General features: G+C 33.9%; 12 protein-coding genes. 2 read left to right on the forward strand and 10 right to left on the reverse strand.

Going from position 1 to position 14,551, the window contains the following annotated elements; all coding sequences use genetic code 11:
- Positions 1-17: 17 nt before the first annotated feature.
- The 4 genes from J7574_RS13405 to clpB all read right to left on the reverse strand — a co-directional run bounded on the left by J7574_RS13405 (position 18) and on the right by clpB (position 5,444).
- Positions 18-491, reverse strand: a complete 474-nt coding sequence (locus J7574_RS13405) for a DUF6169 family protein (protein ID WP_290969118.1) — start codon at positions 489-491, stop codon at positions 18-20.
- Between the two features lie 315 nt (positions 492-806).
- Positions 807-1,220 (reverse strand): hypothetical protein, encoded by a 414-nt coding sequence (locus J7574_RS13410; protein ID WP_290969121.1) that lies wholly within the window; start codon positions 1,218-1,220, stop codon positions 807-809.
- A 346-nt stretch (positions 1,221-1,566) separates the two neighbouring features.
- A complete protein-coding gene (locus J7574_RS13415; RefSeq protein ID WP_290969124.1) occupies positions 1,567-2,451 on the reverse strand; it encodes a DUF808 domain-containing protein in 885 nt (294 codons plus the stop codon).
- 395 nt (positions 2,452-2,846) lie between these two features.
- Positions 2,847-5,444 (reverse strand): ATP-dependent chaperone ClpB, encoded by a 2,598-nt coding sequence (clpB, locus tag J7574_RS13420; RefSeq protein ID WP_290969127.1) that lies wholly within the window; start codon positions 5,442-5,444, stop codon positions 2,847-2,849.
- A 203-nt stretch (positions 5,445-5,647) separates the two neighbouring features.
- Between clpB and ytxJ the strand changes: the two genes are divergently transcribed.
- Positions 5,648-6,037 carry a bacillithiol system redox-active protein YtxJ gene (ytxJ, locus tag J7574_RS13425; protein WP_290969130.1) on the forward strand — a complete coding sequence of 130 codons (390 nt, stop codon included), beginning with the start codon at positions 5,648-5,650 and terminating at the stop codon, positions 6,035-6,037.
- 85 nt (positions 6,038-6,122) lie between these two features.
- Here the strand turns inward: ytxJ and J7574_RS13430 are convergent, their stop codons facing one another.
- Positions 6,123-7,289 carry a hypothetical protein gene (locus J7574_RS13430; RefSeq protein WP_290969133.1) on the reverse strand — a complete coding sequence of 389 codons (1,167 nt, stop codon included), beginning with the start codon at positions 7,287-7,289 and terminating at the stop codon, positions 6,123-6,125.
- The gene (locus J7574_RS13435; RefSeq protein WP_290969136.1) at positions 7,286-8,284 is read right to left on the reverse strand and encodes a DUF2157 domain-containing protein; all 999 of its coding nucleotides are present in this window, start codon (positions 8,282-8,284) and stop codon (positions 7,286-7,288) included. Before J7574_RS13435 ends, J7574_RS13430 begins: the two co-directional genes overlap by 4 nt.
- Before the next feature lie 255 nt (positions 8,285-8,539).
- Here J7574_RS13435 and J7574_RS13440 point away from each other — a divergent pair, with 255 nt between their 5' ends.
- Complete coding sequence (locus tag J7574_RS13440) at positions 8,540-9,859, forward strand: T9SS type A sorting domain-containing protein (protein WP_290969139.1); 1,320 nt, start codon at positions 8,540-8,542, stop codon at positions 9,857-9,859.
- A 78-nt stretch (positions 9,860-9,937) separates the two neighbouring features.
- Here the strand turns inward: J7574_RS13440 and argH are convergent, their stop codons facing one another.
- From argH to J7574_RS13460, 4 genes are all read right to left on the reverse strand, one after another.
- Positions 9,938-11,218 carry an argininosuccinate lyase gene (gene argH, locus J7574_RS13445; protein WP_290969142.1) on the reverse strand — a complete coding sequence of 427 codons (1,281 nt, stop codon included), beginning with the start codon at positions 11,216-11,218 and terminating at the stop codon, positions 9,938-9,940.
- Positions 11,219-11,349: 131 nt separating this feature from the next.
- Entirely contained in the window at positions 11,350-12,420 is a 1,071-nt protein-coding gene (locus J7574_RS13450) for a M20 family metallo-hydrolase (RefSeq protein ID WP_290969143.1), read from the reverse strand.
- Between the two features lie 258 nt (positions 12,421-12,678).
- Positions 12,679-13,452, reverse strand: coding sequence for an acetylglutamate kinase (argB, locus tag J7574_RS13455; RefSeq protein ID WP_290969145.1), 774 nt, complete (start codon positions 13,450-13,452; stop codon positions 12,679-12,681).
- A gap of 101 nt (positions 13,453-13,553) precedes the next feature.
- Positions 13,554-14,507 carry an N-acetylornithine carbamoyltransferase gene (locus tag J7574_RS13460; protein ID WP_290969147.1) on the reverse strand — a complete coding sequence of 318 codons (954 nt, stop codon included), beginning with the start codon at positions 14,505-14,507 and terminating at the stop codon, positions 13,554-13,556.
- Positions 14,508-14,551: the final 44 nt, after the last annotated feature.

Consider the following 14,551-nt stretch of genomic DNA (forward strand, 5'->3'; position numbering starts at 1 on the left):
GTAATATAAAATTGAAATCATTTCAAGTTTGTAAATTCTTCTAATTGTAAATTAACATTTTCTATTAATTCTTCTTCTTTATATAGTTCACTTCTAAAAATTAAACTTAAATGATAAGTAATACTATTATTTTCTATTTCATATTGAAAATTAATTTTTGAAAACTTATTATCATTGAAATTTTTATACCATTTATCAAATAATCGTTTTCTAAAATCCTGTTTATAATCAACAATATCACAAACATAACTTATTATAACATTCGGATTTCTTTTAAAATAATCACTTATGATTGTAATAATTGTAGTTTCAATATGTGGATCATTATAAAATTTTTGATTATTTGATTCATAAAAATCAATAAAAAATAAATTCTCGAAATAATCATTCTCAAAATCTACTTTTCTAAAACTTACAAAATACTTTAAATCATATTTTTTTATAAAATAAAAAAGAGGGCTTAAACCCTCTTCTGAAATATATTGATACATTAAAAAATAACTTTATTTTTTATTTGCTTTCGCCAAAACTTCTTTGCGATGTTCTTCTTTTAAATCCACCATCTTCTTTAAAACAGAAACTATTTTAGGGTCTGGTTTTATGATTATTGTTTTTTCCATAATTGTTTTCGAATTGTATGCAAATGTAAGAAAAAAAGATTAAACAACCTTATTTTCAATAGAGTCTAAAATTAAAAAAAGACAAAAACCTTACATATTTAAAACAAAAAGCCATTTTACATCAGCTTAAAATTAAACCTCTGCAAAATGGCTTTTCAACCTAAAAAAATTCAACTAAGCTTGTTGTTATTCGATTACTACTTTTTGAGTCAGGAATTCTGTTTCTGATTTTTTGAATTTAATTTCGAAAGTTCCTTTTGCAGTTGCTTTAAATTTGTAAACTGTCTTTTTTGGATCTGGTACTTGTTGTGTGCAAACTTCAGATGGGTATTTTGCAATTACTTGAAGACCTTTTACAGATCCGATTGTTACTTCTGAAATTTTATCAAATTCTGCGCAAGCATTATCTACTACATACGTTACATCATAGCTCAATTCGTCGTTTACTTTTCCTGTTGCTGGTCCTTTGATTTCAGTCACCAAAGCGGCTTTTGTTGTTGTCGGAGCAGGTGTTTTGTTGTCGTCATCGCTACTGCATGAAACAAATGCAATTGACAAAAATAATACTACTAAAACTGATTTTAATCTAAAACTTTTCATATAAAATAATAATTAATTGTTAATTACTATGAAGATGTCGCGATATGGCAATGGTTGCTTAAATAAAAATGTTAAAAATTTTACTAAAACAACAAACAACTATAAATCAGCATTTTATTTGTTTAAAAAAAAGTTCAGACTTACTTATATTTCTTATAAAAAATGAAACTTTCTACTTTAGCCCCGATAGAAACGGCATCCTTTTGGGGCAGTCCCGATGGCTATCGGGAGCCCCAAAAGATATAGTGGATAGCGGGACTGGACTTGAACTGAAACTATTCGTTCTTGCTTCAAAAAAAACACCAGCCTTTCGACTGATGTTCTGTTTGTTATTTGAAAGCAATTATTAAACCGCTGGCTCTTTCTTTTTAAATATTTTTTTGAAAAGGTTTACTATTGCTAAAACAATAAAACCAATGATAAGTCCGATTGCAAACTCTTTTATAATTGAAGGAAAGTTTGGCAAAAGGTGGTGAAAGAATTCGATATTATGAACGAATAACCCGCCTGCAACCAAGATTAAGGCAATTGTACCAATAACGGTTAATGCTTTAATGACTTTTGGAAGTGCTTGAACCAATATGTTCCCAACAGTTTTTAAAAGGCTTTTTTCTTTTTTGCTATGCTTAATCATTTTGAAACCAACCTCATCCATACGAACAATAAGTGCTACAATTCCGTAAACTCCAATAGTTGCAATTACTGCAATGATAGAAACGGTAACAATTTGCGAAACTAATGGTTTTCCGATTACGGTTCCAAGCGCTATAATTACGATTTCGACAGAAAGAATAAAATCGGTTACGATTGCCGATTTTACTTTGTCTTTTTCTATAAGCAAAATTTCTTCTTCGGTAAGCACCTCATCTGTAATTCCTTCAGATTCTTCATGCGCGTGGGGCACTATAAATTCGTAGATTTTTTCGGCTCCTTCGTAAGCTAAAAACAATCCTCCCAATACCAAAATCACCATAATAGCAATTGGAAAAAAGGCACTTAATAAAAATGCAACTGGAAGAATAATGATTTTATTTAATAACGAACCTTTACTGATTGCCCACAAAACCGGCAATTCTCTAGACGAAGCAAATCCAGACGCTTTTTCGGCATTTACTGCTAAATCGTCGCCCAAAATTCCGGCTGTTTTTTTTGCAGCAACTTTACTCATTACTGCAACGTCATCCATAATTGCTGCGATATCATCTAATAAAGCGAAAAAACCTGAACCCATTTTTTTTAATTTATTTTAGTGATGCGAATCTAGACATTTTGACTTAATCTGCCCAAAAATATCGCATCTAAATTTGTGTTTTTATTCGTAATTTTCTGTATTGCGGCCTTAATGGCATTGCCCTAAAAGAACCCACAAAATGATGAAAACTATGATTGTTCCAAAACAACCTCCACCTAGCTTTTTAGCACCATATCCCGCCAGTAGTCCTCTAAATATATTATTCATGATTTAAAAATTTTAATTAATAATTTGCTGATTTTTATTAATTTAAAATTGATTCTTTTTTGAAGATATCATGTTATATGAATTGGATAAAAAGTTTCAGAATTGTGAGTAAAAAAAAAGCACCAGTTAAGAACTGATGCTTTTTTAAGATTAACATGAAAAAAAAATTAATTAGCTGTCTGGTTTCTAAAAACCAATTTGCCATCGAAAGCATCTAACAAAATGATGCTGTCTGTTGTTATGTTTCCTGCCAAAATTTCTTTTGACAATTGATTTAAAACTTCTCTCTGCACGACACGTTTTACTGGTCTTGCACCAAACTGCGGATCATATCCTTTGTCTGATAAGTAAGCAATCGCTTCTGGAGTTGCATCCATTGTAATGCCCTGTTGTGCCAACATTTTGGTTACACCTTTTAACTGTAAGCTTACAATTCTAGAAATATTATCTGCTGTAAGAGGTGTAAACATTACGATTTCGTCGATACGGTTGATAAACTCCGGACGTACTGTTTGTTTCAATAATCCTAAAACTTCGTTTTTGGCTGCTTCTGTCGCTGCTTCTACTCCACCTTTTAGATTTTCGAATTTCTCTTGAATAATCTGGCTTCCCATATTAGAAGTCATGATGATAATCGTGTTTTTGAAATCGGCCAAACGTCCTTTATTATCTGTTAAACGTCCTTCATCCAAAACTTGCAACAAAATATTAAATGTATCCGGATGCGCTTTTTCGATCTCATCTAACAAAATCACAGAATAAGGTTTTCTACGAACCGCCTCTGTCAATTGCCCGCCTTCATCATAACCTACATATCCTGGAGGCGCACCAACTAAACGGCTAACGCTGTGACGTTCTTGGTACTCACTCATATCGATACGAGTCATGGCATTTTCGTCATCAAAAAGATATTCGGCCAAAGCTTTTGCTAATTCGGTTTTACCAACTCCAGTTGTTCCTAAGAATAAGAAAGTACCAACAGGTTTTTTCATATCCTGCAAACCGGCACGGCTTCTACGAACTGCGTCACTTACCGCTTCTATCGCTTCTTCTTGTCCAACAACACGTTTGTGCAATTCGTCTTCCAAATGCAATAGCTTTTCTCTTTCTGTCTGAAGCATTTTGGTTACTGGAATTCCTGTCCATTTTGCTACCACTTCTGCAATGTCTTCTCTAGTTACTTCTTCTTTGATTAAAGAATTTCCAGATTGGAATTCCTGCAATTGTTTTTGCAATGTTTCCTGACGTTCTTGCGCTTCTTTTATTTTTCCGTAACGAATCTCGGCTACTTTTCCGTAATCTCCTTCACGTTCTGCACGTTCAGCTTCATACTTAAAGTCTTCAATTTCATGTTTTACAGCTTGAATTCCATCAACAATATCTTTTTCAGATTTCCATTTAGCAAAGATTTCGTTTCGCTCTTCTTTCAGGTTGGCCAATTCCATACCCAAAATTTTAAGCTTGCTTTCTTCTTTCTCACGTTTGATGGCTTCGATCTCAATTTCCAATTGCATGATTTTACGATCCAAAACATCTAATTCTTCTGGTTTTGAATTGATTTCCATACGCAGTTTAGAAGCTGCTTCGTCCATTAAGTCAATCGCTTTATCAGGCAAGAAACGATTGGTAATATATCTTTGCGAAAGTTCAACCGCTGCAATAATTGCCTCGTCTTTAATCTGAACTTTATGGTGCGTTTCGTATTTTTCTTTAATTCCACGAAGAATTGAAATCGCACTTTCGGTATCAGGCTCGTCGATTAGAACTTTTTGGAAACGTCTTTCTAGTGCTTTATCTTTTTCGAAATATTTTTGATACTCATCTAAAGTCGTCGCACCAATTGCTCTTAGTTCTCCACGTGCTAGAGCTGGTTTCAAGATGTTTGCCGCGTCCATTGCGCCTTCACCTCCACCCGCTCCTACAAGCGTATGAATTTCATCAATAAACAAAACGATATCACCTTCTGCAGCTGTAACTTCTTTTACAACCGATTTTAAACGCTCTTCAAATTCTCCTTTGTATTTTGCTCCCGCAATAAGAGCTCCCATATCTAGTGAGAAAACGATTTTTTCTTTCAAGTTTTCTGGAACGTCTCCGTCTACAATTCTATGCGCCAAACCTTCTGCAATAGCTGTTTTACCAACTCCAGGCTCACCAATAAGCATTGGATTGTTTTTGGTTCTACGCGTTAAGATTTGCAGCACACGACGGATTTCTTCATCACGGCCAATAACCGGATCTAGTTTTCCTGTACGCGCTAATTCGTTTAGGTTTTTAGCATATTTATTCAACGAATTGTATGTTTCTTCCGCCGAAGCCGAAGTTACTCTTTCGCCTTTACGCAATTCTTCTATTGCCGCTTTAAGACCTTTTCCTGTAACCCCTTGATCTTTTAAAATCTGAGAAACACGGCTTTTTGAGTCGAAAATGGCTAAAATTAAATGCTCGATCGAAACGTATTCGTCGTTCATTTTTTGTGCAATAATTTCAGCTTCGTTCAAAGCTTTATTGGCGTCTCTTGAAAGCATGATTTCGCCCCCAGAAACTTTTGGAAAACTCTGAATTGTAGCATCTAAAAGCTGTAAAAACAACGGCACATTTACATTTAATTTTTTAAGTATAAATGGTGCTACGTTTTCATCCACTTCAAAAATAGCTTTGAAAATGTGTTCATTTTCAATTTGCTGCTGGCCATTTCGTTGTGCTATCTGTTGAGACAGCTGAATGGCTTCTTGCGATTTAATAGTAAACTTATTTATATTCATATTTTTTCGATTTGATTGATTTAAATGTTTGAAATTTATAAGATTAAAGTTACGATTTATTGAGGTAAATTTTTAACTCAAAATAATTTAACTTTGCATTGAAATAGACAAATTATATTCCACACTATAAAAACAGACAAAATGACGGTAAAAATTAAGTTTTTTCATTTAAACACGTCAAAAAGTCACAAACAACGCCAAATATGAGTTTTTTTAATTCAATCTTCGGAAGTTCAGAGAACTCAGAAGCACAAAAAAGTAAAGTAAACTGGACAGAATTAACTGATTTGCTTCAATTAATGGAAATTGAAGCTATTTCTAATAAAAAACCAGTTGTAATTTTTAAACACAGCACGAGATGCAGCATTAGCCGAATGGCTTTAAAACAATTTGAAAGAGATTATGATCTTGAAGGTGAAGTTGATGCGTACTTTTTAGACTTAATCGCACACAGAGATGTTTCAAACGAAATTGCAAATAAATTTGGTGTATATCACGAATCGCCTCAATTGATTTTAATCAAAAATGGAAAAGCAGTTTACGATGTTTCTCACAGTGATATTGATGCTGAAACGTTGAAAAGCAAAGTTTAATTTTTTTTGTGAAATGAAAAATGTGAGAAGTAATCTGATTTAAACATCTTACCTCTCACATTTCACATTTCATATTTCACAAATATTAAAAGCTTCCTTCAGAACCGCCACCGCTGAAACCGCCACCGCCAAACTCCATTGGAGACGCTTGCGGTTTTACTTCCGGTTTCATTCCAAAAGTTGAAGCAACTACTAACGCTTCTGCATTTAAAATCGCATCTGAATGACTGATTCTATCCGGTTTAAAGGTTAAACCGCTTTCTTTTTCTTTTAATTTTCTAATTGAAAAATAAGCAATTGCAAATAAGATTGCTCCACCAAGAGTAAGCGCAACTTCTACCGGTAAAACAGAATGATAAAATCGAATGGTATAAATTGAAAATGCAATTGCCAAAAAGCTAATCCAAAGCATTAATCTATCTTTTGTTTTTAAAGCCTGAACCAAATAATAAATGGGCACTATCAAAGTAAATGCATAAAAGAAAAATGCAAACGGAATATCGGTTCCTGGTTTTATATCTGCTCCTAAAAGCGCCACTGAAAGCTCTCTGACCACTAAATAATTGCAAGAAAGATAAAACAGAATCAAACAAAAACTATTTGCCAATAATAGTCCGTTGTAATAATAATTTTCAGTTAAACGATTTATTGCTTTTTTAGTCAAAAAGTATAAAACTCCAGCAAAAATCATTGCTGTAAAAGGCAAAATAGCTTTTCCGATATCGCCAAACTCAAACATTCCGTAAAACAAAAAAGCAGTTGTCGAAATACAAAATACGAGCATTGACAATACATGCAAATACCTTAAAAATATAAATAACGAAGCGATTGAAACAAAAAGTGCAATAATCATTTCGTAACCTTCTGTAGTTATTGCAATGGCAATTCCGACATTTAACAGTGCTCCTAAAATAAAAGCATCGTCGAGTCCGTGGTTATGATAATTTTGGGTTGCTAACATTTCTGTTCCAATAAATCCTATAATAGCAAAAAGATAACAGCAGATTTGAAAATAGGTATGCTCTGATTGCAAACCAAAAATTGAAATTGCACCACAAATAGAACTAAATAACATTGAACCAAGCAAAAAGAATCCAATTCTAACCAAAATATTGTTTTGGCTTTTTAAAACCGGTAATTCTTTCTCTATAAACTTTTTTTGGTCTTTGCTAATAAAACCTCCATTGTACAATGTACCCGCTTCATCAATTAAAGCTTCATTGTCTAACATTTTTTTATCGTATGCTATCATTCTGAAATTTCTTTATGGAAGTTTTTAATTAGTTTAATAAAAATCACAATCGAAACAATGAAATAGGCCGGCAGTAGAATAAAAAACAATTCCCAAATATCAGAGAAATCAACATGTTCAAAAATTCTAAACAAAAAGATATTGCCTCCAATATAACCGTAGACAATCATAAATACATACAACGACATGGCTTTGTACTTATAGCTGGCTTTGTAAAAATAATAGGTTGAACCTGCTAGAATTAAAGTAAATAGCATCCAAGTTAACGGATCGTAATTGGTCATATTTGCAATTGACGCAATACTAATAATATGCAATGCGAAAGTGAGAAAAATTAAAGAAAAATGTGTTTTTAGTGCAATACGACTGCTATAAACTGTCCATAAAATTAGCAAACCACCCAGAATAACCGCCGAATAACTCAAACTCTGACTAGCATAAAAATCATTACTGCTTAACAAATCCTGCGGTGTGACCGAAATACCAATATAAGCCGCAAGACCAGTAACCGCAATTGTTAAAACGCTTCGATTATCAAAATAATAGGCGCAGAAGAAACTCACTATCGTGGGAACTAAAGTTGCCAATCCATAATGTTCACCAAAAGGTTTGTATTGAAATTGCAGATATCCGATAAAAATACAAGTGAGAATATTGCCTGCCAAAACCAGATAATCTAAAACGGGATGTTCAAAAGTAGTTTCTTCCTTCTGAAAACCTTTAGAATGCTTAAAACAATAGAAAAAGCAAACTGCAATAACGATCAAAAGCAAAGACAATATAGCAATATGCCCTATTGAATCAATGTTTTCGTAAATCAAAATTCCGATTCCCGAAGTAAATAAAAGTACTGACAGATATAGAAAAAGCTTTAATTCTGCGTTTATTGAAAAAATATTTAAGCTTCGATATGCTTTAATTTCATCAAACTGATTTTCAGTTATTAAACCTTTCTCAAATAAATCTAAAGTAGATTGTTCATTCAATTTTTTCATTACAATTTAGACTAGATAAATCAAATATATGTATTTAGCATGAATTTTCTCCTTTTTAGATTCAAAACCTTTTCATCTTCACAAATAATCTAGAACTGGCTTCTGAATTTATTAGTGTAAAAACAACACTTACAGTTCTTGAAATCAAAACTTTATAGCTAAAAAATTGCCAAATTAATTTGAAATTATTTTTATTCTTTTACATTTGTGCAATCGATTACATTTACTATTGAAACCACAAAAAACCACACTTAAATGAAAACAAAACTTATCTTACTGGCATTGCTTCTGCCTTTCTCCTTTTTGTTTGCACAAAATTATTATATGAGCGCTCCAGAAGGATTTGGAGCTGCAGCAACTGGAGGCGGAAACGCCACTCCTGTAACTGTTACTACTCTAACTGATTTAACTGCCAAATTAAAATTAACTACTCCGCAGGTTATTTTGGTTTCTGGAACTATAAATTGCACTTATACAAGTTTGCTGGTTACTGACAAAACTATTATTGGACTTCCTGGTGCGCGATTGGTAAACCTCGATCAAACTGCAGCTGGTTCAGGAATTTTAAGTTTAAAACCTGGATCTAACAATATTATTATACGAAACTTAATTTTTGAAGGACCTGGCGCCTATGATGTTGACGGACGTGATAATCTTACTTCGGAAGCAACAAATATCTGGGTCGACCATTGTGAGTTTCAAGACGGAATGGATGGCAATTTTGACAACAAAGGTGCTGCTGATAACGTTACGGTTTCTTGGTGTAAATTTACATATCTAAAAGCTCCAAAACCTGGCGGATCTGGCGGAGCCGATGATCACCGTTTCTCTGATTTAGTTGGTTCTTCTAAAACCGACGCCCCCTCTGATGGTCATTATAGCATTACTTTTAAAAATTGCTATTGGGCAGAAGGATGCAAAGAAAGAATGCCAAGGGCTAGAAATGCCGAACTTCATATTTTAAACTGCTATTATAACACTTCTGTTTCGGGTTCGCTTGCTATTGGTTTAGGCGGAGGAATTAACAATACGACCTGTTATGTAGAAGGAACTGATTTTGCTAAAATTGGAACCGCTTTTAAAAATTATATAAGCACTGACGGTGGCACAATCGGAATTGCTTTTACCAATTGTTTGAATGCGCCTGCAGATTCTGGAACTACGGTAGCAAAGCCTTCTTATCCCTACAGTATTTTGCCAATTGGAAATGTGGCAGGATTTGTTTCAAACGCTACTTGCGGAGCTGGAGCGACGCTTCAGGTTACGGCTCAAGGTGTTGTATCTACCAGCTGCAATAATTTAGGATTGAATGATAATGTCAAAAACAATTTAGAATTGAAATATTACCCATCTGTTATTAATCGTCTTTTGAATATTGACTTTTCAAGTTCTGATAATGGTTTAGCTAAAGTAGATTTGTTTGCTACAAATGGATCAAAAGTATATTCTAATGCTAAAAATGTTACTCCAGACGAAAAACTAGAATTAAATGTTGGAAATCTTTCGAAAGGTATTTACATCTGTAAAGTTCAGATAGAAAACAGAAGCAAAACTTTTAAACTAGTAAAAAACTAAATTTACTCCATAAAAAAGGTCATTGATTTCAATGACCTTTTACTTTTTACAGTTCACTTTTCACATCTTACTAAAAGATTAGAAAGCGGCTTTCATTTTATCCTTAATCGCATCAAGGCATAAATTATTAATACTTCCTTCGTGCGTATGTTTCGTTTCTGTTGGAGATTTGTACGTTCCTGCTTCTAATTGTTCTGCAACAGCTTTGTAAGCATCTCTAAACGGCATTCCTGCGACAACCATTTCGTTTAAAGTATCAACCGTAAACAAGTAATCGTATTTTTTATCTTCTAAAATATGATCTTTTACTGTGATATCCTTTATGGAGAAAATTGCAATGTCCAGACAAGCTTTCAAGTTTTGAATCGCTGGAAATAACCCTTCTTTTAAAAGCTGTAAATCTCTGTGATAACCGCTTGGAAGATTATTTGTAATTAAAGTGATTTCGTAAGGAAGCGCCTGAATCTTATTGCATTTTCCTCTGATTAATTCGAAAACATCTGGGTTTTTCTTATGAGGCATGATGCTCGAACCTGTTGTAAGATGTGCTGGAAGTCCGATAAAATCGAAGTTCTGGCTCATATACAAACAAACATCCATTGCAAATTTTGACAATGTTCCTGCAACGCTTGTCATCGCAAAAGCAACTGTTTTTTCTGCTTTTCCACGGCTCATTTGCGCTGCAACGGCATTGTATTTTAGAGTTTCGAAACCTAATTCTTGAGTGGTAAAAGTTCTGTTGATTGGAAACGAACTTCCGTAACCAGCTGCAGAACCTAACGGATTCTGATCTACAATTTTTGAAGCTGCGTTTAGCATTGTAATATCATCAATCAGACTTTCTGCATATGCCGAAAACCACATTCCGAAAGAAGATGGCATTGCGATTTGCAAATGCGTATAACCCGGCAATAGTACATTTTGATGCTTTTCTGCCGATTCCATCAACAAATCAAAAAGTGTTTTTACTTGTTCTTTTATTGCTTTTAATTCGTCTTTTAGATACAAATGAACATCAACTAAAACCTGATCATTACGAGAACGCGCCGTATGGATTTTCTTCCCGGCATCGCCCAATTTTACCGTCAATAAATATTCGATTTTAGAGTGAACGTCTTCAAAACTGTCTTCGATTTCGAAATTTCCTACTACGATATCCGCAATGATTTCGTTTAATGCGTCAACCAAAGAAGTTGTTTCTTCTGAAGTCAACAAACCAATTTGCCCTAGCATTTTAGCGTGCGCGATTGAACCTAAAGCATCGTATTTTGCTAAAACCAAATCTAGTTCACGGTCGTTTCCAACTGTAAATTGCTCGATTTGTTTATCTGTTGGTATTCCTTTTTCCCAAAGTTTCATAGGTTGTGTTTTTTTTCGCCACGCATTCACGAATTACTTTTTTCAAATCTTTGCGATTATTTTTTCGAATTGATTCGAATTAATATTCGTTTGTAAAAAACAATTCGTGAATTCGTGGCGGTTTTATTTTCTTATAATTTGAAGAACCCTGTTAGTATTTTAATATACAAATCGACTCCTTCTACAATTTCGTTTACAAAAATAAATTCGTCTGCTGAATGAGAACGTAATGTTTCTCCAGGTCCTAGTTTTAAAGACTGACAGCTTAAAACAGATTGGTCTGAAAGTGTTGGCGATCCGTAAGTTGTTCTTCCTAAAGCAATTCCTGCTTGCACTAAACCATGTTCTACTGGAATAGACGAAGCATTTAAATGCATGGATCTTGGCGTAACTTCAGCGTTTACATTTGCTTTTACGACTTCTAGAATTTCAGCATTGGTATAACAATCTGTTACCCGAATATCAACAACCAAATCACATTCTGACGGAACCACATTATGCTGTTTTCCTGCATTGATTTGCGTTACGGTCATTTTTACAGGACCCAAAACATCTGAAATTTTGTCAAACTTATAGTTTTTAAACCATTCCATTACCGGAATTGATTTGTATAAAGCATTATCATCGTTTTGATGCGCCGCATGGCTTGCAGTTCCTTTTACTTTTACATCTAAAACTAAAAGACCTTTTTCTGCAACTGCTAATTGCATTAAAGTTGGTTCACCCACAATTGCGCAATCCAATTCTGGCAAGTGTTTTAAAACGCTATTTAAACCATTTTTTCCGCTGCTTTCTTCTTCTGCCGAAGCAACGATAACAATATTATGCGATAAGTTTTGGTTTTCATAAAAATATACAAATGTTGCCAATAAAGACACTAGACATCCTCCTGCATCATTACTTCCTAAACCGAATAATTTACCGTCTTTTTCAATTGCCTTAAACGGATCGTTGGTATAAGCTTGATTTGGTCTTACGGTATCGTGATGTGAATTTAATAAAAGCGTTGGTTTGTTTTCGTCGAAATATTTGTTGAAAGCCCACACATTGTTATTTTCTCTCTTGAATGGAATTTCATTCTGATTGAACCAATTTTCTATTAAAAGAGCCGTTTGATCTTCTTCGCTTGAAAATGAAGGGGTTTCAATAAGACTTTTTAACAAACTAATTGCTTCTTGGGTAAGCGTATCTATATTTTTCATTTTATTAAGGTTCAAAGGCTCAAAGGGACAAAGCAACAAAGTTTTTAAGTGCTTTCCAATGACCATTTTTACTTGCGCAAATTTATTTAAAATACCTTGTGCGCTCTATTTTTTTGCCACCAATTACGCGAATTTTCGCAAATTACTTTTTTGTCACAGATTTAAAATCAAAATAATCTTTTTAATCTGTGACTAAAATTATTTTCTATTTTTAAAAGAAGAATTAGTGTCAATTTGTGCAATTCGTGGCAACATACTTTATAACGTAATCGTTGTATGCAGAACATCTGCATTTTGAAGCATTCTGTGATGCCCAATTTTGATTTTCTGAACACCTCGAGATAAGCTATTGAAACAGTTATCCAATTTCGGAATCATTCCAGAATGGATTACTTTTTCTTCTTTTAGCTTATTGTACAAAACTTCGTTGATTTCTGTAATCACAGACGAATCATCTTCTGAATCCATCAAAACACCTTGTTTTTCAAAACAATATGTTAGCGTTACATCAAAAACTTCAGATAATGCAATTGACAATTCGCTTGCAATCGTATCAGCATTTGTGTTTAATAATTGTCCGTTTTTGTCGTGTGTAATCGCACAGAAAACGGGTACAATTCCAGCTTCTAATAAAGTGGCCAGTAATTTGGTATTGACTTGTTTTACATCGCCCACAAATCCGTAATCAATTGTTGGGTGATTTCTTTTTGTTGACTGGATTAAATTTCCATCAGCTCCAGAAAAACCAACTGCATTATTGTCTTTTGCCTGTAATTGCGCCACAATATGCTTGTTGATCTGACCTGCGTAAATCATTACCACAACATCCAACATTGGAGCATCTGTAATTCGGCGTCCGTCAATCATCTGCGGAACCAAACCAATGCTTTGCGCCATCTTTGTAGCCGACTTTCCACCGCCGTGAACTAAAACTTTGTATCCTTCGATTTTAGAAAAATCAGTTAAAAATTGTTCTAATTCTGCCGGATTGTCAATGATGTTTCCACCAATTTTGATTACTGATACTTGCATACTTTTAGGTTCAGAGTGACAAAGTAACAAAGAGACAAAGTTTTTTCTCAAGGTATAAAACCTTTGTAACTTTGTTACTCTGCTCCTTTGTAACTATAAAATTATATTTTCTTCAAAATCTTCTGCAACACTAATTGTGCAGAATATGTTCTATTATTTGCTTGTTCGATTACGATTGAATTTTCTCCATCTAAAACTTCATCAGTAACAATTACGTTACGACGAACTGGAAGACAGTGCATGAATTTTCCGTTATTGGTTAAAGCCATTTTTTCGGCTGTAACCGTCCAATTTGGATCGCTGTTGGTTACTTTTCCGTAATCGTTGAAATTACTCCAGTTTTTTACGTAAACGAAATCAGCATTTTCGAAAGCTTTATCTTGATCATATTCGATTTTGCAACCTTTTGTAATCTCTGGACTTAGTTCATATCCTTCTGGATGTGTGATTACAAAATCCATATCTTTTTGCATTTGCATCATCTCTACGAATGAATTGGCAACTGCCTGCGGCAAAGCTTTTGGATGCGGAGCCCAAGAAAGAACCACTTTTGGCTTATTTTGGTGTTTAGGTTTGAATTCTTCCATTGTAATTGCATCTGCCAGCGATTGTAACGGGTGACGTATAGCACTTTCCATATTTACGATTGGCACTGTAGCATATTTCAAAAATCCTGAAATTACTGTCTCAGCATAATCTTTTTCTTTATCTACCAATCCGGCAAAAGCACGAATTGCAATAATATCGCAATATTGAGAAACAACTTCTGCCGCTTCTTTAATATGTTCTGAAGCACCAGAATTCATTACCGCTCCGTCTTCAAATTCTAATGTCCATCCTTCGTTAGTAAAATTCATTACCATAACGTTCATTCCTAAGTTCATAGCCGCTTTTTGAGTACTCAAACGCGTTCTTAAACTCGGATTGAAGAATAGCATTCCCAAAGTTTTGTTTTTTCCTAAACTTTGATTTTTAAGCGGATTCTTTTTGATTTTGATCGCTTGTTTTACCCATTTTGATAATGAGTTGATTTCTTTTATTGAGATATAGTTCATTTGTTTTTTGCTTTTTTAGTTGTTTTTTCCGCCACGAATTCACG

Source organism: Flavobacterium sp., from assembly GCF_017744675.1.
In the GTDB taxonomy this organism is placed as follows: Bacteria; Bacteroidota; Bacteroidia; order Flavobacteriales; family Flavobacteriaceae; genus Flavobacterium.